17 protein-coding genes are annotated in these 22,247 nt (G+C 44.4%); 10 read left to right on the top strand and 7 right to left on the bottom strand.

From position 1 onward, the window contains the following. Positions 1–159 precede the first annotated feature (159 nt). The 3 genes from V7R55_RS17285 to V7R55_RS17275 all read right to left on the bottom strand — a co-directional run bounded on the left by V7R55_RS17285 (position 160) and on the right by V7R55_RS17275 (position 4,410). The gene (locus V7R55_RS17285) at positions 160–1,050 is read right to left on the bottom strand and encodes an aspartyl protease family protein (RefSeq protein WP_334060494.1); all 891 of its coding nucleotides are present in this window, start codon (positions 1,048–1,050) and stop codon (positions 160–162) included. A 115-nt stretch (positions 1,051–1,165) separates the two neighbouring features. Further along, positions 1,166–1,831 carry a response regulator transcription factor gene (locus V7R55_RS17280; RefSeq protein ID WP_334060493.1) on the bottom strand — a complete coding sequence of 222 codons (666 nt, stop codon included), beginning with the start codon at positions 1,829–1,831 and terminating at the stop codon, positions 1,166–1,168. 200 nt (positions 1,832–2,031) lie between these two features. Further along, positions 2,032–4,410 carry a TonB-dependent receptor gene (locus V7R55_RS17275; protein ID WP_334060492.1) on the bottom strand — a complete coding sequence of 793 codons (2,379 nt, stop codon included), beginning with the start codon at positions 4,408–4,410 and terminating at the stop codon, positions 2,032–2,034. 320 nt (positions 4,411–4,730) lie between these two features. On the opposite strand from V7R55_RS17275, the gene V7R55_RS17270 reads away from it, so the two are divergent. The 4 genes from V7R55_RS17270 to V7R55_RS17255 all read left to right on the top strand — a co-directional run bounded on the left by V7R55_RS17270 (position 4,731) and on the right by V7R55_RS17255 (position 9,352). Beyond that, positions 4,731–6,026 (top strand): GntP family permease, encoded by a 1,296-nt coding sequence (locus V7R55_RS17270; RefSeq protein ID WP_334060491.1) that lies wholly within the window; start codon positions 4,731–4,733, stop codon positions 6,024–6,026. A 233-nt stretch (positions 6,027–6,259) separates the two neighbouring features. Next, positions 6,260–7,519, top strand: coding sequence for an E22 family MetX-like putative esterase (locus V7R55_RS17265; RefSeq protein ID WP_438823605.1), 1,260 nt, complete (start codon positions 6,260–6,262; stop codon positions 7,517–7,519). Further along, positions 7,516–8,592 (top strand): extracellular catalytic domain type 2 short-chain-length polyhydroxyalkanoate depolymerase, encoded by a 1,077-nt coding sequence (locus V7R55_RS17260; RefSeq protein WP_334060489.1) that lies wholly within the window; start codon positions 7,516–7,518, stop codon positions 8,590–8,592. The genes V7R55_RS17265 and V7R55_RS17260 overlap by 4 nt, the downstream gene beginning before the upstream one ends. After that, complete coding sequence (locus V7R55_RS17255; protein ID WP_334060488.1) at positions 8,585–9,352, top strand: 3-hydroxybutyrate dehydrogenase; 768 nt, start codon at positions 8,585–8,587, stop codon at positions 9,350–9,352. The genes V7R55_RS17260 and V7R55_RS17255 overlap by 8 nt, the downstream gene beginning before the upstream one ends. Before the next feature lie 106 nt (positions 9,353–9,458). On the opposite strand, the gene V7R55_RS17250 is transcribed toward V7R55_RS17255, so the two are convergent. Then, positions 9,459–10,619 carry an iron-containing alcohol dehydrogenase gene (locus V7R55_RS17250; protein ID WP_334060487.1) on the bottom strand — a complete coding sequence of 387 codons (1,161 nt, stop codon included), beginning with the start codon at positions 10,617–10,619 and terminating at the stop codon, positions 9,459–9,461. A gap of 271 nt (positions 10,620–10,890) precedes the next feature. Here V7R55_RS17250 and V7R55_RS17245 point away from each other — a divergent pair, with 271 nt between their 5' ends. From V7R55_RS17245 to tmpT, 6 genes are all read left to right on the top strand, one after another. Beyond that, positions 10,891–13,248 carry a fatty acid cis/trans isomerase gene (locus V7R55_RS17245; RefSeq protein ID WP_334060486.1) on the top strand — a complete coding sequence of 786 codons (2,358 nt, stop codon included), beginning with the start codon at positions 10,891–10,893 and terminating at the stop codon, positions 13,246–13,248. Positions 13,249–13,338: 90 nt separating this feature from the next. Then, positions 13,339–14,214 carry an NAD(+) kinase gene (nadK, locus tag V7R55_RS17240; RefSeq protein WP_334060485.1) on the top strand — a complete coding sequence of 292 codons (876 nt, stop codon included), beginning with the start codon at positions 13,339–13,341 and terminating at the stop codon, positions 14,212–14,214. A gap of 259 nt (positions 14,215–14,473) precedes the next feature. Next, positions 14,474–14,983, top strand: a complete 510-nt coding sequence (gene dps / locus V7R55_RS17235; RefSeq protein ID WP_025254717.1) for a DNA starvation/stationary phase protection protein Dps — start codon at positions 14,474–14,476, stop codon at positions 14,981–14,983. A 343-nt stretch (positions 14,984–15,326) separates the two neighbouring features. After that, positions 15,327–17,012: a DNA repair protein RecN gene (gene recN / locus V7R55_RS17230; RefSeq protein ID WP_334060484.1), complete on the top strand. Its 1,686-nt coding sequence runs from the start codon at positions 15,327–15,329 to the stop codon at positions 17,010–17,012. 124 nt (positions 17,013–17,136) lie between these two features. Further along, positions 17,137–17,493, top strand: coding sequence for an outer membrane protein assembly factor BamE (locus V7R55_RS17225; RefSeq protein ID WP_334060483.1), 357 nt, complete (start codon positions 17,137–17,139; stop codon positions 17,491–17,493). Positions 17,494–17,598: 105 nt separating this feature from the next. Further along, positions 17,599–18,252: a thiopurine S-methyltransferase gene (gene tmpT / locus V7R55_RS17220; RefSeq protein ID WP_334060482.1), complete on the top strand. Its 654-nt coding sequence runs from the start codon at positions 17,599–17,601 to the stop codon at positions 18,250–18,252. A gap of 121 nt (positions 18,253–18,373) precedes the next feature. On the opposite strand, the gene V7R55_RS17215 is transcribed toward tmpT, so the two are convergent. Genes V7R55_RS17215 through V7R55_RS17205 form a run of 3 tightly spaced genes read right to left on the bottom strand, consistent with a single transcriptional unit; the run spans position 18,374 to position 22,123 of the window. Beyond that, a complete protein-coding gene (locus tag V7R55_RS17215) occupies positions 18,374–19,684 on the bottom strand; it encodes an HlyD family type I secretion periplasmic adaptor subunit (protein ID WP_334060481.1) in 1,311 nt (436 codons plus the stop codon). A 2-nt stretch (positions 19,685–19,686) separates the two neighbouring features. Further along, on the bottom strand, positions 19,687–21,369 hold the full coding sequence (locus V7R55_RS17210; protein WP_334060480.1) for a type I secretion system permease/ATPase: 1,683 nt from the start codon (positions 21,367–21,369) through the stop codon (positions 19,687–19,689). Between the two features lie 43 nt (positions 21,370–21,412). After that, a complete protein-coding gene (locus tag V7R55_RS17205) occupies positions 21,413–22,123 on the bottom strand; it encodes a hypothetical protein (RefSeq protein WP_334060479.1) in 711 nt (236 codons plus the stop codon). Between the last annotated feature and the right edge of the window lie 124 nt (positions 22,124–22,247).

The following is a 22,247-nucleotide window of genomic DNA, read 5'->3' as shown; positions in this document are numbered from 1 at the left end:
GCTCAAAACGGCTTTTCGTTCCATTTCACGCTGCTCATTACAGCTAACCGTAGTCATAAAGTCCGGGAGGAAGCGGCTTCACTAGGTATGGCTTACTTACCGAAACCTGTAAAACCGCTCGCGCTGAAACGTCTATTGAAACAAGGTCTTGAAAAATAACTACTCTGGCAATCCAATATGCATTTTAGCGGTGCTATATTCCAAAGTAATAACAAAGTCTTTTAACAGGTCGTAACCAATGAGTCCAACCACTTTCTTACCACCGAGTCTGCTTCCTAATTCTTTGTATTGGCTTTCTATGTGTGTCTTTTGACCTTCAGTAGGAAAACTCACCTTAACATCACTGATCTCATACGGCCCAAATTTGACAGTGTCAGCTGTTGCAAACTCATTAACACCAGAACCGTTTACTCCATAAGATTCCGACGTCGCCTCAACTTTATCTAATAGACCAACTCTAGATGCCACTTTTCTGTCAACAAATAATGAACCCGAATTACCTGTGTCAATCAGAAGCCAATGTGCTTTACCGTTGATTTCAACTTCCGCAATAGGCATTCCACTCCCCTGCTGGACCACAGTGCGAACATTGGCCACATCGTACATATTTACGCTGTCTCTAGTTATCAGTCTCATTTTTTTGTTGGGGTAGTCTAATTGAACAATGAAGTTTTGAAAAAAGCTTGCCCCTAAAAGAAGACCGTTTGAATGATGGCCTAGGTTTCCTTCAACCAAGCTATCGAGTTCGAAATCTGAGCCAAATATATTTACTTTCACATTATTAAATGTGCTTCGCTTCTCAATTTTATATACCCCCTGAATTTTGACCGCTCTTCCGCCGTCTAACTCAAGGTCATGTTTTCCAATGAACGCTTTATTAATACTGTTTATCTGCGCGCCGGAATCGAGCATAACACGAGACTCTATACCTTCTATGGTTACAGGTAAAAATACGTGGCCTCTGTCGAGTGTAAAGTCAGTCCAGTGAGTAGCTGCAGCGCGGCAAAAGAGAGGGAGAAATAAAGCAATTAATAGTGCAGAACGCTTCATAAAAGTCCTTTTTATTAAATTTTGATCTTTTGGTTATCCTAAGTAAAGCTAACACATAGCTTTTGCGACTTCTATTCCTACAGAATATTCGTTGAATTTTAATACAATCAGAGCGCTAGACATGCATTGCATTTTTGAACGCTATGCCCGCCTTAGTTCTGTTGATAACGCCAAGCTTTCTTAACACCGCAGAGACATGTTGTTTAACGGTAGACTCAGAAATGTCGAGTTCGTAAGCAATCTGCTTATTGAGCAAGCCATCTGATACCATCCGCAGCACTTTAAGTTGATGAGGTGTGAGTTGTTTCAACCTAGCCGTGAAATCACCTTGGTCGGATACACTTTTCGCACCAGAGGAAGCAGGGTTTTGTAGCGAACCCGAAGGCATCTGAACTGATGGAGGTATCCAAGTTTCCCCATCCAATACTGTATTTACTGCGTCAATAATGCACTCAACCGAGGCAGATTTAGGAATAAATCCACTTACACCTAGTGCAAACGACTTTGCCATGACGTCGGGTTCTTCTTGTGCGGTAATAACCACTACTAGGACATCAGGGTATAGCGCATGTACTTGTGCAAGGCCATTTAACCCTTCGTTGCCTGGCATAGTAAGATCTAAGAACAGCAGGTCTATGTCTTGATCTTCCTCGAGATGAGAAAGGGTGCTAGGGAAGGTAGACGTTTCTACAAGCTCGAGGTGCTCCACGCTAGTTAATGCATGACACATAGCGGCCCTAAACAAAGGATGATCGTCAGCAATCAAAATTTTTACGGACATAATGCTATCAACTTGTAACTACCTTGTTAATTAACATACTATCACGCCGGCCTAAAAAGGTTAATGCTTTAGCGTAACTAGTTACACAAGACCTTCGACCCCCAATATTCTCGCAGGTATCAATCGCGTAAAAGCGAACGCGCCTAAGCACAAAGGCCTAGGCGCGATGACCGTCGTTGGGTTTACTTAAGCTCTATCGTTTAGAACCGATAACCTACCGTAAGATGCACGGTACGTGGATCACCGTAATAACCGATAAGTGTTGTATCGCCACCGAGACCTGGCCCAAAGTTACCCTCACCGTCTTGTGTGACAAAGTCATATCCACCAACCAGATACTCTTCATCGGTCAAGTTTTTCACATGTAATCCGGCATACCAGTCGCCTTCAACACTCTCCCAGCGCGCGCTTAAATTCACCATACCGTAAGCATCTTGTTGAATAAGGTCGCTGGTTTCAAAGATAAGGTAATCATCGCGATAGTAATAGTTGGCGTTGAAGGTAATATCTCCAAAGCTCGTTTCTAGAAAGTAATTAGCATTAAAGTTAAAGGTATTCTCAGGTGTACTGGCTAGGCCAATCAACGGAGGAATGGCATTGTTTTTCTTAATCTCGAAGTCAATATAGCCGTAAGCAACATCAAACTGCAGGTTATCGGTTGCTACCCACGTCATTTCTAACTCGGCACCTTTTGCGGCAGTTTCCGCTGCGTTGCGCAGACGTTGATCAAGTGCGGTAGGATCAGACAAATCCCCTTCTACACCAATGTACTGACGATCTTTGTGATCATATGAAAATAAAGTGACATTCATACGAAGCGCGTCGCTTAAATCGCTTTTAACGCCCACTTCGAAGCTATCTACGACTTCAGGTTCAACACCAGGCTCATTGGTTTGAGCACGAGGGTTAAAGGTGCCCGACTTAAAGCCTTGTGAGTAACTTGCGAAGAACATGGTATCGCGGTTCATTTGATATTCCAGCCCCACTCGCGGGGTAAAGCGAGACCAGCTTTCTACCGCCGGCGCATCCAAGACATCATCACCATTAGTGTCTGTCCCAAGTACCTGAGGAACTAACTGTCCGTCAGGGCGCACATAGCCATCTACCCAGTCTGTGTAAGGATAAACATTGGCAAATATCAAACCGTTGTTTACAAATGCGCTCTTTTCTTCATCGGTGTAACGGGCGCCAAGCGAAAGCGATAGCTTATCGGTAACGTCGTAGTTCATTTGCGCATAAGCAGCCCAGCTTTCTGAGTTATTGCAGCCCGTCACCTCCCTGGTTAATCCTGGCGCTCCTAATGATTGACCGAGCACACCTAGGATTGCGTCAAAGTTTCCGCAGCTTTCACCGTCATAAAAGTATAAACCGGAGACAAGGCTGAAAGTATCTCCGATATAGTTAGCTTGAATTTCGTGAGTATCGTTACTGTCGTCATACTCTGCCGGTACATCGAAAATAGGCAAGGGTGTATTGTCGAAATCGATGTTGGTAGGTGAATAGCTTTCTCTGTGCGAACCAATATATTTAAGCTCTAAATCATCATTCACTTGGTATCGCGCAAGCCAGTTATAGCCTTCTAACTCGACTTTATTCCACGTCGGAAGGCTAGTATAGGAATCGAAAACCGAATCAGGTACAGGCGCATCTGTCAAAATACTGGGAATTAAACGATAGCCGCCCTTAGCGTTTGATGTATCTTCGGTTTTATCCCAACCAATGCGGAAAAATAAATCTTCGCTTGGATGAATCTCAAGTGTCACACGGGCTGCCCAAAGATCTTTGTTATAGTTTTCTTTGTCTTGGTTAGGCAACGCGCTTACTAAGTATTCACCGAAACCATCGCGGTTTAGATTGGCATAACCCACGCCAAGGTACACCGTATCTTCAATCAATGGAATTTGCCCGGTCACTCTAATATCTCGCTGACTGTAGCTGCCTACGGTAGCCTCAACATTCATTTGCGTATCGCCAGTCATTTCTTTAGTGACGTATTTAACTGCCCCACCAATGGTGTTCTTTCCGTAAAGGGTTCCCTGCGGGCCCCGTAATACCTCAATACGCTGTACGTCTAACAAATCAAGTACGGCCCCTTGTGGGCGAGCAATATACACATCATCCACATAAATACCTACGCCGGGTTCATAGCCCCATAGCGGGTCTTGTTGGCCTAATCCGCGAATAAATGCTGTTAAGGTTGAGTTAGTACCACGGCTGGTTTGCAGCGTTGTATTGGGTGAAAACTGCTGTACTTCGGTAAGAACACTGATTCCCTTCTCGCCAAGCTCAGCAGCGCCAACAGATGTAATAGCAACGGGCGTTTCTTGCAGTGACTCTAGGGTTCTTCGTGCCGTTACTTCAATGCGTTCTAGCTTTCCCTTTTGCTCTTGTGCGTCAGCATTGACTTGATCATCCTGTGCGAATACTGGCGCTGTACTTATTACGCTAGCCACCGCAAGGGCACATAAGCTACGCATGGGACGTTTTACTGTAACTCTATTAAGTTCTTTTGTTGTAACAGTGGCTGAATACGATTGGTAGGGTGATACCAAGCTATTAATGTGTGTTGATTTAGACATAGTGAGTCCTTGTTGTTCTAAGTTTTAGGGCCTGTTGGTCTTTGCTGTACTTCAAATACTGTACTTCAAAGATCAGCAGGCTCACGTCACTGTCGGATGTATTGCCTACGGTCAAAATCACTTTAGTTAATTAATTGTTAATAGTATGTAGTACCATCGTACTATGGGATTTTTAGAAAAGTAACGTCAAACTTTATGTCTGTTATGAATGCTTTTTATCTGATTTGCATACACTTTGTGGTTTTGGGTGTGAGCAAATCTTTAATCGACTTAACTGTTTCGGATCATCTGCGGTCACAGATTTTTTAAGGATAATAACTATGTTAAGTATGATTGGCTTAGTAGGCGGTCTGTTGTTGCTTATTGTTTTGACAATACGCGGAATGAACCTCTTTATTGCTGCACCTTTGTGTGCGCTTGTGGTTGCCATCACCAATAATATTGGCGTATTCACTGGCGATGTGAATTTTGTTCAAACCTATATGAGCGGTTTCTCAGGCTTCATTGCTTCTTGGTTTTTCATGTTTTTACTTGGCGCATTGTTCGGTAAATTCATGGAGGATACAGGGGCCGCGGATGCTGTTTCTCGCTGGATCATCACCAAGATTGGTTACAAGCGCGCCGTATTAGCTGTTGTGCTAGCTTGCGCTATTTTGACCTACGGTGGTGTAAGCGTGTTTGTTGTTGCGTTTTCCGTCTACCCAATGGCGGTAAGCTTGTTTAAGGATGCCAACCTGCCCCGCCGCTTTATTCCAGCAGCCATGGCGTTTGGATCGGTAACATTTACGATGACCTCGGCGGGCTCGCCCGAGATTCAAAACTGGATCCCTATAAAGTATTTAGGCACCTCACCTTTTGCAGCATGGGAAGTTAGCCTTATCGTCGCCATTTTCATGGCATGCTTCGGCTACTGGTGGCTGGCTAAAATGATTAGAAAAGCGGTGAACAACGGCGAGGTGTTTGAGGCCAGGGCAAGCGACCCTGAAGTGCGAGACAGAGCGCTACCCCACCCGCTTACCGGCATTGTGCCCTTAGTGGTTGTACTAGTCATTTCATTTTTATTCCACGAAGAGCTAGCTCAGCTTGCCCTTATTCTTGCATTAGGCGGCGGCGTGCTGTGTTTGCTGGCTATTAATTACAAGCATTTTCACAGTTTACCAGTTGCGATAAATGCGGGGACGACTGGGGCATTGATTGCCATAGGTAACACTGCCGCTGTTGTAGGGTTTGGCTCTATTGCAAAAAACACCGAAGCGTTTCAATCAACGGTAGCACTTATGACCCAAATTCCTGGTAACGAACTGATTGGTGCCGCCATTGCAGTGAGTGTTATTGCAGGGTTGACCGGAAGTGCATCAGGCGGACAAGCCATTGCCTTACCCTTGGTGGCTCCGCATTACCTTGATCAAGGCGTAGAGCCAGAGCAACTACATAGAATTGTGTCTATATCATCAGGCGCGTTGGATTCTTTACCTCATAATGGCTATGTAGTGACCACCATACGAGCCATTTGCAACGAAACCCATCAGGCAGCGTATTGGGCTGTGGGTGCACTGACTGTAGTAGTGCCAGTGATTGGATTGGCAATGGCAATTGGCTTATTCAGCTTTATGTAGCAATAGCTCAGCCGGCAAAAACGAAATTGAGCGAAGGGTTAGCGCTGATATATTCGTAGCCAGGGCCACTTTACATACAGGCTCTGTTGAAGGTAGTCAGCGCGTTGGAAAAGGATTGAGGGTTAAAGAAAATGAACTGGATAACTAGGCGTACTCAAAAACATATGGGGAGTGAAAGCAAGCGCAGCAGCCAGCAATTAGAAGAGCCACGCGCCTTGAAGTCACAAAAATATATGACATCTACCAAAGTGCAAAGTTTGTACTTAGCTGGAAATTTACGCGTCCTATTGGGGTTGCTTGCGTCATTTCTACTAACGTCACACGTTCAGGTAATAGCTAGCGAGGTCGAGCAAAAAGATGCTCTGATAGTAGAAAAGCAGATATTTGAAATGCCTCACTTCACAACCTTTGGTGGTAAACAAATCAAAAATGTAAAGGTAGGTTGGGAGGCATACGGAAAACTAAACGATACCAAGAGTAACGTTATTCTCATAACTCATTATTTTTCAGGCTCCTCTCATGCAGCGGGGAAGTACAATGAAAACGACCCAGTACCGGGCTACTGGGATAGTATTATCGGCCCTGGGAAAGCCATTGATACAGAACGCTTTTATGTAGTAAGCGTAGACACGTTGGTCAACTTAAATGCTTACGATTCTAGCGTGGCCACCACAGGCCCAGCATCAATAAATCCAGACACGGGAACACCGTACGGACTGGACTTTCCCGTTGTCACCATACGTGACTTTGTAAATGTTCAGAAAGCTCTTCTTGAAAGATTGGGTATTAGCAAACTTTACGCGGTTGTCGGGCCTTCTATGGGCTCCATGCAGGCTATAGACTGGGCGAGCGCTTACCCAGACTGGGTTGAGCGTATGATTTCGGTTATCGGCGCAGGTCAAAGTGATGCATGGACCACCGCAGCACTGGAACACTGGGCAACGCCAATAATGCTTGATAAAAACTGGAACAATGGTGATTACACCAAAGAGCAGGCTCCTCTTGATGGCTTAGCGGCCTCGCTTATGCTCATTACGCAAAATGCTCTTACACCTTCGTTTTTCAATGAACAGGGCAACCTATTGGATTTCAAAAATGTTGAGTCTGCGCCGCTTAATGACATACGCCAGTCACACAGTATTGTGAGCTGGCTTCGCGAACGAGCAAAAGCTCGCGCTAAGAAAATGGATGCTAATCACCTTTTATATTTGGTTCGCGCTTGCCAGCTTTTTGTTGCTGGGCACCAAGATGGTCTGGAGCAAGGGTTGGCGTCGATAAAGGCAAAAACGCTTTTTATTCCAGCTCAAACGGATTTGCTTCTCATGCCTTACTTATCACAAAGTGCACATCAAGCGCTTATTTCAACTGATATCGACAGCACATTAGTTACGCTAGATGGCAAACTAGGGCATTTAGAAGGGGTAACCAACATATCCGCTCAAGCCAAGGCCATTCGCCAATTTTTAGAAAATGATAAGGCAGCAATGCAATGATAAAATCTACACCCTTTTTACGCCACGCGCTGTGTCTTTCTCTGTTAAGCGCTAGTGCGCTTAGCTTTAGTTCGTCAAGTTTCAGCGCAGATGCATCAGCGCAAGGTGATATTCCTTCGCTTAGCCTCGATTTAGAGAACGTAACCGTATCTGGCTTGTCTTCAGGCGGTTATATGGCAACGCAATTCCAATTAGCACACAGCGATTGGGTGAATGGCGTTGGCGTGATTGCAGGCGGCCCCTACTTTTGTGCTCAAGGTGATATAACCACTGCGCTTGCACAGTGTGTAAATAAGGTCGAGGGAGAAATTAGCCTTAAAACACTAAACGAAAAAGCCAACCAATACGAAACTGAAGGGAAAATAGCGTCGCTTTCTAATATGAAAGACGCAAAAGTCTGGCTTTTTCACGGTACGCAAGACACCAGAGTGATTGCGCAAGTGAGTGATTTGTTGTTTGAGCAATACAAATTGTGGACAGACACAGCGAATATTACCTACGTCAACGATAAACCCATGGCACATTTGTTTCCCACAGAAAAAAACGGCGTGAACTGTATGAAGTCGGAAAGCCCCTTTATTGGGAACTGCGACTTCGATGCAGCAGGCGCCATGCTCTCTCATCTTGTTAAAGATGTTTCGACACCCGACGCCACACTTTCAGGGCAATTACATTCTATTGATCAACAAAAAATAGCAGGGAGCGATGCAAAAACACTAGCAAGCGAGGGCTTTGTGTACGTGCCAAAAAGCTGTGCACAAGGCGAGCCTTGTAGAGCCCATATAAGTTTTCACGGCTGTAATCAGTATGCCGATGCCGTTGGCAATGCCTACACCACTCAAACAGGGCTGAATGAATGGGCTGATGACAATAATATTGTTGTAATGTACCCACAAACGAAAAAGTCGCTGTTTATGCCGCTAAACCCTCAAGGCTGCTGGGATTGGTGGGGCTATGCGTCTAGCGATTATGCGAATAGAGACGGCGCGCAGATAAGGGCGGTAAAAAATCTGCTGTTTTCATTAAATAGCGCACCTTCATTAACTAACGCCGCCAGGAGTACCAATGAATAAACGCACAATATTTATCACTGGCGGCGCAAGCGGCATTGGCTTTGGCATTGCCGAGTCTATGATGAAACAAGGCCACCATGTGATCATCGCGGATATAAACGAACAAGCGGCAAAAGATGCCGTGACCAAACTTGCACATTTAGACGGCTCTGCCAGCGCAGTGGCTGTAGACGTATGCAATGCAGAGCAAGTCGCAGTACTGCCAGAGGTATTAGGAAAGCTTACCGTCGATGTATTAATCAACAATGCAGGAATACAGCACGTTTCTCGTATAGAGGATTTTCCTTCTGATAAATGGCAGCAGTTAATTAACATTATGCTGGTTGGACCTGCCCTGTTAACCCAAGCTTTTTTACCAGCAATGCGAAAGCAAAACTACGGACGCATTATCAACGTAGGCTCTATCCACTCTTTGGTAGCGTCGCCATACAAATCCGCTTACGTAGCGGCAAAGCACGGTTTACTAGGTTTCGCAAAAACCATCGCGCTTGAAACAGGTGACTGTGATGTAACGATAAATACCCTCTGCCCTGCGTATGTTAAAACCCCCTTAGTAGAACAACAAATTGCCGCGCAAGCGAAAGAGAATAGCCTCACCGAGGAAGAGGTAATAACAAAAATCATGCTAGAACCCATGCCTAAAAAACAATTCGTAAGCGTTGAAGAGCTGGCAGATACCGCAAGCTTCTTAATGTCCACTAGTGCCCGCAATATTACCGGGCAAACTATGGTACTCGACGGGGGTTGGACGGCCCGATAGTTGACTGTGTCTATAGCACTCTACTATTGGTAGTTGTAGCGTGCCGCTTCGTATTAAAAAGACTGCAGGAAGCAGTCTTTTTTCGTTTTAACTTCTAGCAAAAACACTAGTCCCAGAGTGAGACATAGATAGCGACCATCTCTTCAATCGTAGGTACGCGAGGGTTATTGCCCGGAGAGCCTGATGCCAATGCTTGCTCTGCCATTGTCGATGCCGATGCGAAAAACGTCTCTTTATCAATTCCGAACTCGGCTGGAGTGGGCACTTGCAAATCAGCATTAAGTGCTTTTAATTCGTTTATAAGCTTTGCGTTCGCCACATCATCTGAGTCACTGTGCTTAGCGACACCCATCGCGCGGGCACATTGTGCATAGCGCACTGGTGCACTTGGAGTTGAAAAAGCGGTTACAGCAGGTAGCAGCATGGCGTTAGACAAACCATGTGGCACATGGAAGGCTGCACCGATAGGTCGACTCATTCCATGAACAAGGGCCACTGATGCGTTTGAGAAAGCAATACCAGCAAGCGTTGAGCCCAGCATCATTGATTCTCTAGCTGCTTCATTTGTAGGGTCTGCAAATACAGTGCGTAGGTTAGGCGCAATTAATGCCATGGCCGATAACGCCTGTGCATCGCTATAAAGATTGGCTTTGCGGCTTACAAACGCTTCAATAGCGTGGGTGAGTGCATCAATGCCAGTATCGGCGGTAACGCGTGCAGGCAAGCTTTGCGTTAACGAATAATCGACCAGTGCTGCCGTTGGCATAAATCCTAGGCCAACACACAACATTTTCTCTGTTGTATTTTCGTCAGTAATAATAGTGAATCGCGTTGCTTCAGAACCTGTGCCCGCCGTTGTAGGAATAGCGATAATTGGCAATCCTGCTTCATCGACAACTCGTGGGAATTTGTAGTCTCGCATTTCGCCGCCGTATTTGCCCAATATGGCAATGGCTTTTGCGCTATCGATAGGGCTTCCGCCACCTAAGGCGATAATGCTGTCATAATCGTTGGCTTTAAATGCATCCACACCTCGGTTAATCGATTTTACCGTTGGCTCTGGGACCGTATCTGAAAATATATCTGCGCTAATTCCAGCCTCTTTTAGCACTCGTACTATGGCAGTGCTGTATCCCAGTTCGACCATCACCTTATCGGTAACCAATAACGGTTTATGACAATTAAGACCTTTAAGGGTTTCAGCAACCCGCTGACTCGCTCCCTTCCCTACGTGCATCAATCTAGGCAGAATAATTTGATGAGACATGCTTCCCTCCTGTATTTACGTTTCTCCAGCATACCTGCAGCAACGCTCAAAGCAACGAACATGTAAAAATAATGTTATTTTTCTCTAGCTCTGTGTTTTATTTTTAGGTGTTAATTGAAAGCACTGTGCTTCTTGCGCTATTAACTGAAGGGTAAACACTTATTATTAGATCTGATAATGCTACAGCGAAGTCTTGTTTTTCAGTATTTATAGCATCACCTTATCTGAAATGAGTGGTAGACTGGGCGAGACACTCTTCTGGACTAAGACTATGAAAAAATTCGGTATAACTTCATTGCTTATAGCAATTATCGCTTTAGTGATCTGGCAATGGCCGAAACCTGATGCACCTTTACTTTCCTCAAATGATGCCATGCCAGCCATGGAAAGTTTGCCCGACAATTTCTTTGATACGCAAGTAAACCGTGTGTTGACCCAACGCTGTGTGGTGTGCCACGCCTGTTATGATGCGCCATGCCAGTTAAAAATGTCTTCACCAGAAGGCGTAGCCAGAGGTGGTAACAAAGAAAAAGTGTATGAAGGCACGCGACTCACTGCCGCTCAACCAAACAGAATGTTTCTCGACGCTCACAGCGTAAATAGCTGGCGGGAGCGTGGCTTTTTCGATGTATTGCCAACAAAAGAAGATTCTAACACTGCGCCAACACAATCCTCAGTGCTAGCGCAAATGCTTTTATTGAAGCAACAGCACCCTTTGCCCAATACCACTCATTTAGATGACAGCTTCGATATAAGTCTGAGCAGACAAAACCAATGCCCCACGATAGATGAAATGGGCGAATATATAGCTGGTCAGCCTTTAGGAGGAATGCCCTACGCTCTGCCTGCGCTATCGGACGCTGAACACACCACGCTCATCCAATGGTTAAATCATGGTGCACCGTTACCCTCGCCGAAAATGCTCTCACAAGAACTAAATGAGAAAGTATCTGACTTGGAAGCATGGCTAAATGGGGATAGTAACAAGATGCAGCTCTCTGCTCGTTACATTTACGAACACCTGTTTACATCGCATCTCTACTTCGAAGATATTTCAGAAAAAGAGAAAACGCCTCAGTTTTTTAACTTAGTGCGTTCGCGTACTCCACCTGGACAAGCGTTAGACATCATTGCAACTCGAAGACCCTTTGATGATCCTAAGGTCGAACGCGTTTACTATCGCTTGCAGCCTGTGCATTCTACTATCGTGAGCAAAACACACCAAGCTTACGCTATTAATCAGAACCTTTTGGATAAATGGCAATCTTGGTTTGTCGATGCAGAATTTATTGTCGAAACCTTGCCGTCTTATAAATCTGAAGTAGCGGCAAACCCTCTAACGGCTTTTACTTTATTGCCGGTAAAAAGTCGTTATCGATTTATGCTTGAGCGTGCTCAAAACACTATTATGGGTTACATCAAGGGCCCGGTATGCCGAGGACAAGTCGCACTAAACGTGATTAACGACCGGTTTTGGGTGTTCTTTGTCGACCCAGACATAGCAGCTTCTGAGAAAGTGAATGCTTTTTACGCGTCCCAAAAGGAAAACCTCCACCTTCCTGCTGAAAAAGACAGCTCTGCGCTAGCGATAAATTGGGCAAAATATGCAAAACGCCAAGGCGACTATATGCGCGCAAGAACAGCCTTTCTAAACAGCGAGTTTGAAAACGGAGAGCACCTGAACGTATCGAGTATTTGGGACGGTGACGGCAACAATACCAATGCCAGCTTAACCGTATTTCGCCACTTCGATAATGCCACCGTAGCGAAAGGAATGGTGGGGAAGCCTACTAAAACAGCTTGGATTATTGACTACGCCTTATTAGAACGTATTCACTACTTACTGGTTGCCGGCTTTGATGTTTACGGCAATTATGGCCATCAACTGATGACCCGTTTGTATATGGACTTCTTGCGTATGGAAGGCGAGTCGAACTTCCTCAACCTGCTTCCCCCGGCATCTCGCCAGGAACTCTTAGATAACTGGTATCAAAAGGCTAGCCCCGAACTCACTGACTATTTAGAGGGTGATTTTAATAGTTTCGAACAGCCTACAGGCATAACATATGAAACAGAGCGCCCGCAAAAAGAACTCTATCAATTGCTATCGAAGTACTTAGCTAAAGTTCAGCCACAAGCCTCGACATACAATAAACAGCTGTTATCAACCGAGCAGTATGAAGCGCTAGCGAGTTTAAACTCACTTCCTGCTCAGCAAGCCACGCTGATGCCTGAAACGACCATGATTGTGGTAAAAGATGGCCAAAATTCAGATAAGATAGATGTGTTTACTGCCCTCAGAAACAGTGCTCACTATAATGTAAACAGTCTGTTCGATGAAGAGGAAAACCGCGAACCATCTAAAGACTCAATTACTCTAGTGCATGGACTTTTGGGTAGCTATCCCGATGCGTTTTGGTATATCAACGCTTCTGACGTCACTGCATCAATAGAAAAGCTGAAAACAATTAAAAGTGAGGCTGATTACCAAGCCTTGCTCGACAATGTCGCTATGCGCCGAACAAACCCTAATTTTTGGGCTTTTAGCGACAAATTGATTCAGTGGTCTAGCGAGCACTACCCTATTGAAGGCGGCCTGCTTGATTATAATCGATTAGAAGATCGCTAAACCTGGCACTCTGCAACGTTTTACGCTTTTCTTTTGCAAAATACCTGTGCTAATGTCCGACCATTGGAAATGAAAGGACATTAGCACTCCATGCCCTATCAAACCGTTGCTTTAATTGGAAAACCTCAGCACGCTGCAACTCATGACAGCTTAAATATTCTTGCCGAATATTTACTCGCCAAAGGCTGCAAATTACTCGTTGAGGAAAGTATTGCTGAAGAGCTTGAAACTGAAAACGTTAAAAGTTGTAACCTTGTCACTATTGGTAAAGAGGCTGATCTTGCTGTTGTAGTAGGTGGTGACGGCAGCATGCTTGGCGCTGCGCGTGTACTGGCGCGTTTTGACATTCACGTTGTAGGCGTAAACCGCGGTAATCTCGGATTTTTAACAGATATTCACCCTGATGATATTGTTCAACAGCTTGACCTTATCTTTGATGGCGACTGCGTGGTTGAAGAGCGCTTCTTATTAGAAGTAGAAGTTTATCGGCACGAAAAGCTTAAAAGTAACAACTCTGCCGTAAACGAAGTGGTGCTGCACCACGGCAAAGTTGCTCATATGATGGAATTTGAAATTTATATCGATGAACAATTCGTATTCAGTCAGCGTAGCGACGGATTAATTGTCGCCACACCTACAGGCTCGACTGCATACTCCCTATCTGCCGGTGGCCCTATCATTATGCCAAAGCTGGATGCACTAACGCTGGTGCCTATGTTTCCTCACACACTGAGCAGTCGGCCCATTGTTGTTGATGCTGACAGTCAAGTATCGATGAAAGTATCAAAGGTTAACAGTGACTCGTTGCAAGTGAGTTGCGATAGCCATATTGTTCTACCCGTACTTCCCGGTGATGAAATTCGCATTAACAAGAGCGTAGACAAGCTTCATCTTGTTCATCCTAAAGGCTACAGCTATTTCAACGTACTTCGCAAAAAGCTAGGTTGGGGCAGTAAGCTTTACTAGCCTTATTCCCCATTCTTCTCACCTAACGTGCATTTATTACATTAGCCTGTAGCTTTTTCTTAGTCGCTACAGGCTTGAAAAATAAAGATTTTTTAATCTTGTTAAATTTCCCCAGTTAAAACTTGTACTTATAAAAATCTCAGATTTCGGCATACCCGTTGCAACTGTCAAAGTAAGTCGTTGGCACAGGGTCAGTGAAATTTTGACCCTCTTGATGTTTTTCATCGTGCTAATTTATTTGCATTCAATAGGAGATATCATGAGTAACACCAATATCAAATTTACAGCCCCCGGAATGGATAACGATGCTGCTGCCAAAACAATCAAGGTATTGGATCAGCGATTGGTTGCACTATTAGATTTACAGTTAACGTTGAAGCACATTCATTGGAATGTAGTAGGACCAAATTTTATTGGGGTACATGAAATGTTAGACCCTCAGGTTGATGCGGTACGTGAAATGACCGATACCATTGCCGAGCGAATCGCTACACTCGGTGGCGTACCCAAAGGCACACCAAAAGCCATCGTTGAAGGTCGTAGCTGGAAAGACTATGAACTAGGTAAAGGCTTAGTACTTGATCACCTTAAAGCGCTAGATGCCGTGTACGATGGCGTAAATGGTGACCATAGAAAAGCGCTAGAGCTACTCGGTGAAATTGACCCAGTATCGGAAGATATGATCACCGGTCAGCTAGCCGACTTAGAACAATTTCAGTGGTTCGTCCGCGCCCACATTGAATCTGGAAGTGGCGAATTACAGCAATAAGGTTCAACTAATGAATTTTAGATAGTCATCTGGCTATCTTTAATTTAATCAAAGTTGAAACTTCAAAGGAGAGCCTAGGCTCTCCTTTTTGCTATCGAATTTTCACTTAGATTAGTACTGTATAAAGTTCCGTAGAGCACGTATTCACACTAGTTTCACTTCTACAGGTTACTCGTAACCCCACATAATCCACCAAACTTATAACACTGATTTTAATAAGTTTATTAAAGTACTCCTTAATATTTACGCAATTTTTTCTCGACTTAACTTTACACAGCTAAAATACTGTATATATTATCAGTTACTGTATATATCATCATGTTCAACTTATTCGAGTGTGGTTATGTTAGCGCATCTTTCTATTTCAAATTTTGCTGTTGTAAAACAATTGTCGGTTCAACTGGAAAACGGGCTTACTGCAATAACCGGTGAAACCGGCGCAGGTAAATCAATTGCTATTGATGCGTTAAGCTTATGCTTAGGTGAACGTGCCGACGCAAATGCAGTGCGTAAAGGAAGTACGAAAGCTGAAATCATCGCACACTTTTCCTTGAGCGGTAACGCATTAGCTAAAACCTTTCTCGACGAGCATGAGCTCACCTCTGACGAGGATGAAAATAGTTGCTTTATTCGCAGAGTTATTTCTAAAGAAGGTCGCTCAAAAGCGTTTATCAATGGCATTCCCGCTTCACTTCAGCAGTTAAAAGGCTTAGGGCAGTATCTATTGGCCATTCACGGCCAAAACACCCACCTCCAATTGCTTAAAGAAGATCATCAAAGAGAACTGGTCGACGGTTACGCTAAGCATGATGAGCTGTTAGCGCAAGTTACAGAAACTCACACAATCTGGCGTGATAAGCAACGCACGCTAAAAACACTTCAAGAGCAAGCGCAGCAGCGAGAAGATAGAATTCAGCTGTTAACGTATCAGGTTCAAGAACTTGATGAGTTTGCTATTGAAGAAGGCGAGTTCGAAGAGTTGGAAATAGAGCACAAACGTTTAAGCAATGGACAAAGCCTTTTAGAACAAGCGCAGACCAGCGTTTACAATTTATACGAAAATGATGAAGGCAATGCATTATCGGTGATTCAAAGCAGCATTGAACGCTTGGGCGAATTAGAAGCTCATGATGCAAGCCTTACGCCTATGATAGCGTTACTTAACGACGCGGCAATTCAAGTAGAAGAAGCTGCGGGGGAGCTGCGCAGCTACTGCGATCAGTTAGAGATTGACCCGCTTCGCCTACAGCAAGTGGAAGCGCGCTATGCTAAGGCGATGGAGCTGGCACGCAAACATAGCGTGATGCCAGAAGGGCTGTATCAACACCATCAAGAACTAGCCGCCGAATTTAACTCGCTGGCTGAACAAGAAACCCTTTTGGGAACACTTGAAAGCGAAGTAGAGGAAGCGCGAGCAACATACCTAACGGCGACTAAAGGGTTATCTGAAAGCAGACAACGTGCTGCAAATAAATTAAGTAAAGATATTGAGGCTCAGATTCGTCAGATGAATATGCCTCATGCAAAAGTAGATATTCAAATTCAGTACGACGAGCTTAAGAAACCAGTTAGTACAGGTCTTGATATTGTCGAGTTCAAAGTGTCTACCAACCCTGGCCAGGATGCAGACAAGTTAGAAAAAGTGGTGTCAGGTGGTGAATTGTCACGTATAGGGCTAGCTATCCAGGTGATCGCAAGTGACAATCACGCTACGCCTACCATGATTTTCGATGAGGTCGATACAGGTATCAGCGGACCAACTGCGTCTATCGTTGGCGGTCTGTTGCGCAAACTGGGCAAGCAGTCACAAGTAATGTGTGTAACGCATTTACCACAAGTAGCTGCGCAGGCGCATAACCAGCTTTTCGTTACTAAGCTTACCGATGGGGAAAGTACAGAAACTCAAATGCTACCGCTTACCAAGCAAGACCGCATTGATGAGTTGGCGAGATTGCTAGCCGGTGACAAAGTAACCAAGTCTGCCTTAGCAAACGCAAAAGAACTGCTTAAAAGCGCAGCATCGAACTAAAATGCAGTTGATTGGTCATAGTTGTCAATGTAGCATGCTTTCGCGCTTGCAATAAAACAGCCTCGAAATTCGCTTCTGCGGAATTCCTTGGCACTAACAAAGGCAATACTGGACAAATTAACGCATGAAGTTGCAACACCTATTAGTAATTCTTGGTATCACACTTACATCAACCGCTTGCTCGAACTGGATATATCGTATCGACGTTCCTCAAGGAAACTTTCTTGATCAAAGAGACGTTAAAAAACTGCGCGTTGGAATGACAAAAGAACAAGTTGTTTATGTACTAGGCAACCCGGTTGTTCAAGACTCATTCGATGACGACACTTGGTACTACGTTTATGATATGAAGCGCGGTATGGAAAAGCGTGGTAAAGATTTTCAACAGCAGATGGTGATAAACTTCGTTGACGACAAAGTGACCACGGTTGAAGGAGACTTCGAATTATCGGAAGACTTCAACACGCCGCTTGATAACTAATCATATTTAAAAAGGTAGGGTTTTCACGCTACCTTTTTAGTTTCGCATGTTCTTGGTAACAATGCCTGCTTTTTGAGTTACATCACTTACCTAATTGAGGTCTACATGGAACACAGTTTTTGGCACAGTAAATGGCAGAAAAATGAAATTGGATTTCATGAGCCCGAAGGCAACGCGCTTCTTATCAAATATGCCTCTTCCCTATTGGATGCTGAAAGCTCTCACTCAGCTTTGAAACGCATATTTGTTCCGCTATGCGGGAAGACCCGCGACATCGGCTGGCTACTTTCCCAAGGTTGTGAGGTGGTAGGTGCTGAACTGAGTGAAGTGGCTATAATACAGCTATTTGAAGAGCTGGGAGCCGAGCCTACCGTTACCTCAACAGCAAAGGGTAAGGTTTATGCTAAAGACGGCTTAACCATACACGTGGGCGATATTTTTAAACTCACATCAAGCGACATAGGTGACGTTACTGGTGTTTACGACAGAGCAGCTTTAGTTGCACTACCCAGCCCCCTTCGCGAGCAATATGCTGCACACTTAATTACCATTACGCAGTGTCCCCCTCAGCTAATCATTTCATTCGAGTATGACCAAAATGAAATGCCCGGTCCTCCTTTTAGCGTAAACGAAAAAACTGTTGAGTCTCTTTATTCAGCCGATTACAACATTCAGAAGTTAGAGCGCTCAGTGCTTGAAGGCGGTTTGAAAGGCAAAGTAGACGCTGACAATTTGGTATTTCACTTACTCGCTAAATAATCTTATTTTGCATTGAAACTCTTAAATACTCGACTAACGCGTTCGCAGCTTGCCTGTTTGAAAATCGCTTTATTTATTGAGTGACGTTAAGCGCTGCGAAAAAGTTTGTTTACGTCGGGACTTATTTTTCTCGCCATGCCCGATCAATAGTGTCCGAAAGCGGTTGAAGTAAATATTCTAGAGCGGTACGCTCACCGGTTTGTACAAACACTTCTGCTGGCATCCCTGGAATAAGACCTTCTGAAGGAAGTTTCGCAAGTTCTTCTGCCGCTATACTTACTCGAATGATGAAATAAGTCATACCCGAACGCTCGTCTAACATACTATCGGCTGAAACATACTGTAGCTTTCCTGTCAGCTCAGGAGTTGTCCTTTGCTGAAGACCAGAGAGTTTGACTCGTGCACTTTGACCAACCAGCAAGTCATCTACATCCGTAGGTAATACTTGTCCTTCAACAATAAGCGCGTCATTGTCTGGAACTATCTCCATAAGCAATTGCCCTGGGACTACAACACCTCCTTCGGTATGCACATTCAAACCTACGATTAACCCATCAACAGGGGCTTTAACGACCATTTGTTGTAGGTGGTGAGTTGCAGCATTAGCACGCTCTTGTAAATCAATGATCTCAGACTCGACATCTTGCAGCTCAGCTAGCACCTGCTCATTAAAGCTACGCTTCACTCTTATAAGCTCTAGGCGCTTTTCATCAATACTCGCTTTAGCACTGGCAATGGACGAAACAAGTTCGCCAGCCCTTCCCTCAAGTTGGGCCAAATTCCTTTCTAGTTCAAGCAGGCGCTCATTTCCTACTAATCCTCTGGCTTTAAGGTTTCTAAGATTTACCAGTTCGTTCTTACTTATTCCTATTTGGGTTTGAGTAGAGGCTTGCTGACTATTAAACCCCGATATTTGTGATTTGAGATTTTCAATTTGTTGATGCAGTATTTCTTGTTGGGATACCTGAACAGAACGCCGGATCGAAAATAAAGATTGCTGAGCGTCGATCAGGCTATTTTTATCTTCATGCTCTCTATGCAAAAATCGCGTGAAATCAGGCTGGTCAGTATTGTCTCTCTCCGCTTGTAAACGACTACGTTTCAACTCTGCAGTGAACAGTGCCCCCGCGACAATCCCTAAAGAAGACTTTGCTTGAACGGGATCTAAAATTACGAGCGTATCGCCCTTTTTCACTCTCTGACCGTCAGAAACTATTATTTCGTTAACAATTCCTCCGTCAAGGTGTTGAATTTGCTTGCGGTTGGAATCGACTTTCAATTGACCTACCGCAATAATAGCACTGGCAAGTTTCGCTGAAGACGCCCAGGCCGTCGCTCCTACAAGAAATACCAGTAAGATAATCAGGCCGGACACAATGGGCCCCTTAAGTGATGTCTTTATTTTAGGTAAATCTTCGTTAGCTATATTCATTTTTAGGTACCTGTTTTTTGAACAGCAGGCCTGACGAGTTTAGCCATAATTTCATTGGTGAGGCCAAAAGCAGCGAGTGCACCGTTTTGCATGACTAATAACTTATCCGTTAAGTTCATAAGAGCTGGGCGGTGCCCTATCACTAGAACTGTAGCGCCATGTTCCTTCAGCGCTTTTATCGCAGCAGCGACGGTACGTTCTGCCTCTGCGTCTAAAGAAGACGTCGGCTCATCAAGTAGAATGAGCTTCGGCGAACCAAAAACTGCCCGCGCTAGCGCTATTCTCTGCCTTTGCCCACCAGACAATGCTTCATCAAAGTTATCAGCAGCGAAGTTATAGCCATTATCCAAGCCAAGGATCATCTCATGTACACCAGCAAGCTGCGCTGCTTGCATTATTTCGTTTGGATCTGCATTGGTGAAACGGCTGATGTTCTCCGCAATTGTTCCAGGAAAAAGCTCTACACTTTGCGGTAAGTAACCTATATGCGGCCCAAGCAATTTTCTGTCCCATTGGGAGTAAGTCGCACCATCAAGGCGAATATCACCATGGGTGGGTTCATAAAGTCCTAAAAGCAATTTGCCCAACGTACTTTTACCTGCTGCATTGGGCCCTGTTATCCCAATTACCTCACCCGGGTTTATCGTTAAACTTAAGTCTCTTATCAGCGGCTTTTCACTGTGTGGAAACTGAAAAATAGCGTTTTGAACGGTTAACTTGCCTTTTGGTTCTGGCAACGGCAGCGGTTCGGTCAAGGGAGGTAAACTACTTTGATATTCTAGTAATCGTTCCCTCGCATCACGGGCAGCAATAACCAGACGCCATCCACTTATAGAAGCTTCAATAGGTGCTAGGCCTCTTCCCATTACAATTGAGGCGGCAATCATTACGCCAGGGGAAGATTCTTGCTCAATCACAAGGAATGCCCCCATTCCCAAAATACCTACCTGGAGCGCAAATCTCAGGCCTTTAGATATTGCCGAAATACCGCTACTTCGGGAATTGGCGAGGCCTCCAAAACTCAAGCTTTTTAAATGTGGAATATTCCATTTAGCAAGAATATGACTGCTCATACCCATTGCATAAACTGCATTTCGGTTTTTTCCGCAAACATCCGTATAGCGATGAGCTTGGCTAGATGCATTTTGACTGTCTTTTTGCGCGACACGGGTCATTTTCTCGCCAAGAAGCGCAAGGGTAAAAAGTACAATAGCGCCTGCCAGCGCAATGTGCCCTAACATTGGATGTAGAATGTAGATTAACGCTAGATAAAGCGGTGTAAACGGTGCGTCCATTATTGCGGTGAGTGCCGGTGATGAAAGAAAACTGCGCACGGTGTCAACATCACGTAGTGGCTGGCTATGCCCTCCCTGTTCAATAATGTTTTTGAACAAGTATCCGCTCACGGTTTTATCAAAAGCATTACCTAAACGAGCGAGTAAAATCCCGCGAACGATATCTAACGTGGCCAACACAATCAGTGCAACCAAAGCAAAAATAGTAAGAAAAAGTAGAGTGGCATGACTGCCAGAAACCAATACCCGATCATAGACCTGCAGCATGTACAGGGGCGAGACAAGCATCAATAGGTTAATGGCTAAACTAAACAAAAAAACATAAAGGAGCGCTGACTTAATATTAGCCAACGCTTTATTCACAGGCATCAATCCATTGCCATTCTTCATAGTCACTGTCCGTAATGATTAAGGCGTGCTTAGATTTAGCGGTTTACACTCTTCTTCGAACAAGCATCAATATTAAACCTAGTGACAATATTGACAGCGCTGAAGGTGCATTAGCTTGAACGACTGGTTCGTACTCTATTTGAAATGCCAAATCAACTTCAAAACCATTTAAATTTACTGCTCCAACAGGATTTGATGGGTCAAAAGGGTTTGATGGTGTCAACTCCCATCCCGCTACACCGAGGTCAATTGAGGTCGAAGCATTAGCCCAACCAAAAAAACCATTGTTATTTATTAAATCGGCTCCAATATTCAAGAAATAGTCGCCCGGCCCTAAATCGAAGTTTACCAGTTCAATTTCGTGTAAAAACATTCCGGTTACCCCAGCAACAGCTTCTTTGGTGAAAACGGCCCCCGGACCAGAAGCGCCCGAAGCAGCAAATAATGGCGTGTTATGATCAAAGCCCGGCTCATTTTTAAAAAGCCTAAGTGTAATGAAGTCACTAATTACCCCTTGATTAGGGTTTTCTAAAGACCAAAATGTAATTTTAGTAATAGAGGAAGATTGCGATAAAGAGAATTCATCTAATAGTGATGAGAACCCGAAGTTTGTATCCGCAACAGATATGACAGCGGCTGGAGAGTTGACGGGGGCGTTAGTAATCAACGCTGCGTTCGCTTTTGAATAACTCAAACTTAGTATATAGAGCAGCACGGAAAACACTAATCCATACTTTGAAAACGAATGTTTCATATATCTTCCTTAATCTCGGTGTTATTTGCTATCTAACTAACCAACTATAAGTCTACATACAAAACGTTACTGCTTGTTTGCAACCGCGTGACCTTACTACCTTGTAGCTTTTGTTTTAGCAATT

This window comes from Alteromonas sp. S005, assembly GCF_036864475.1.
Lineage (GTDB): Bacteria > Pseudomonadota > Gammaproteobacteria > Enterobacterales > Alteromonadaceae > Alteromonas.
Note: the sequence above shows the minus strand (reverse complement) of the source record. Positions and strands in the feature narration are given on the sequence as shown.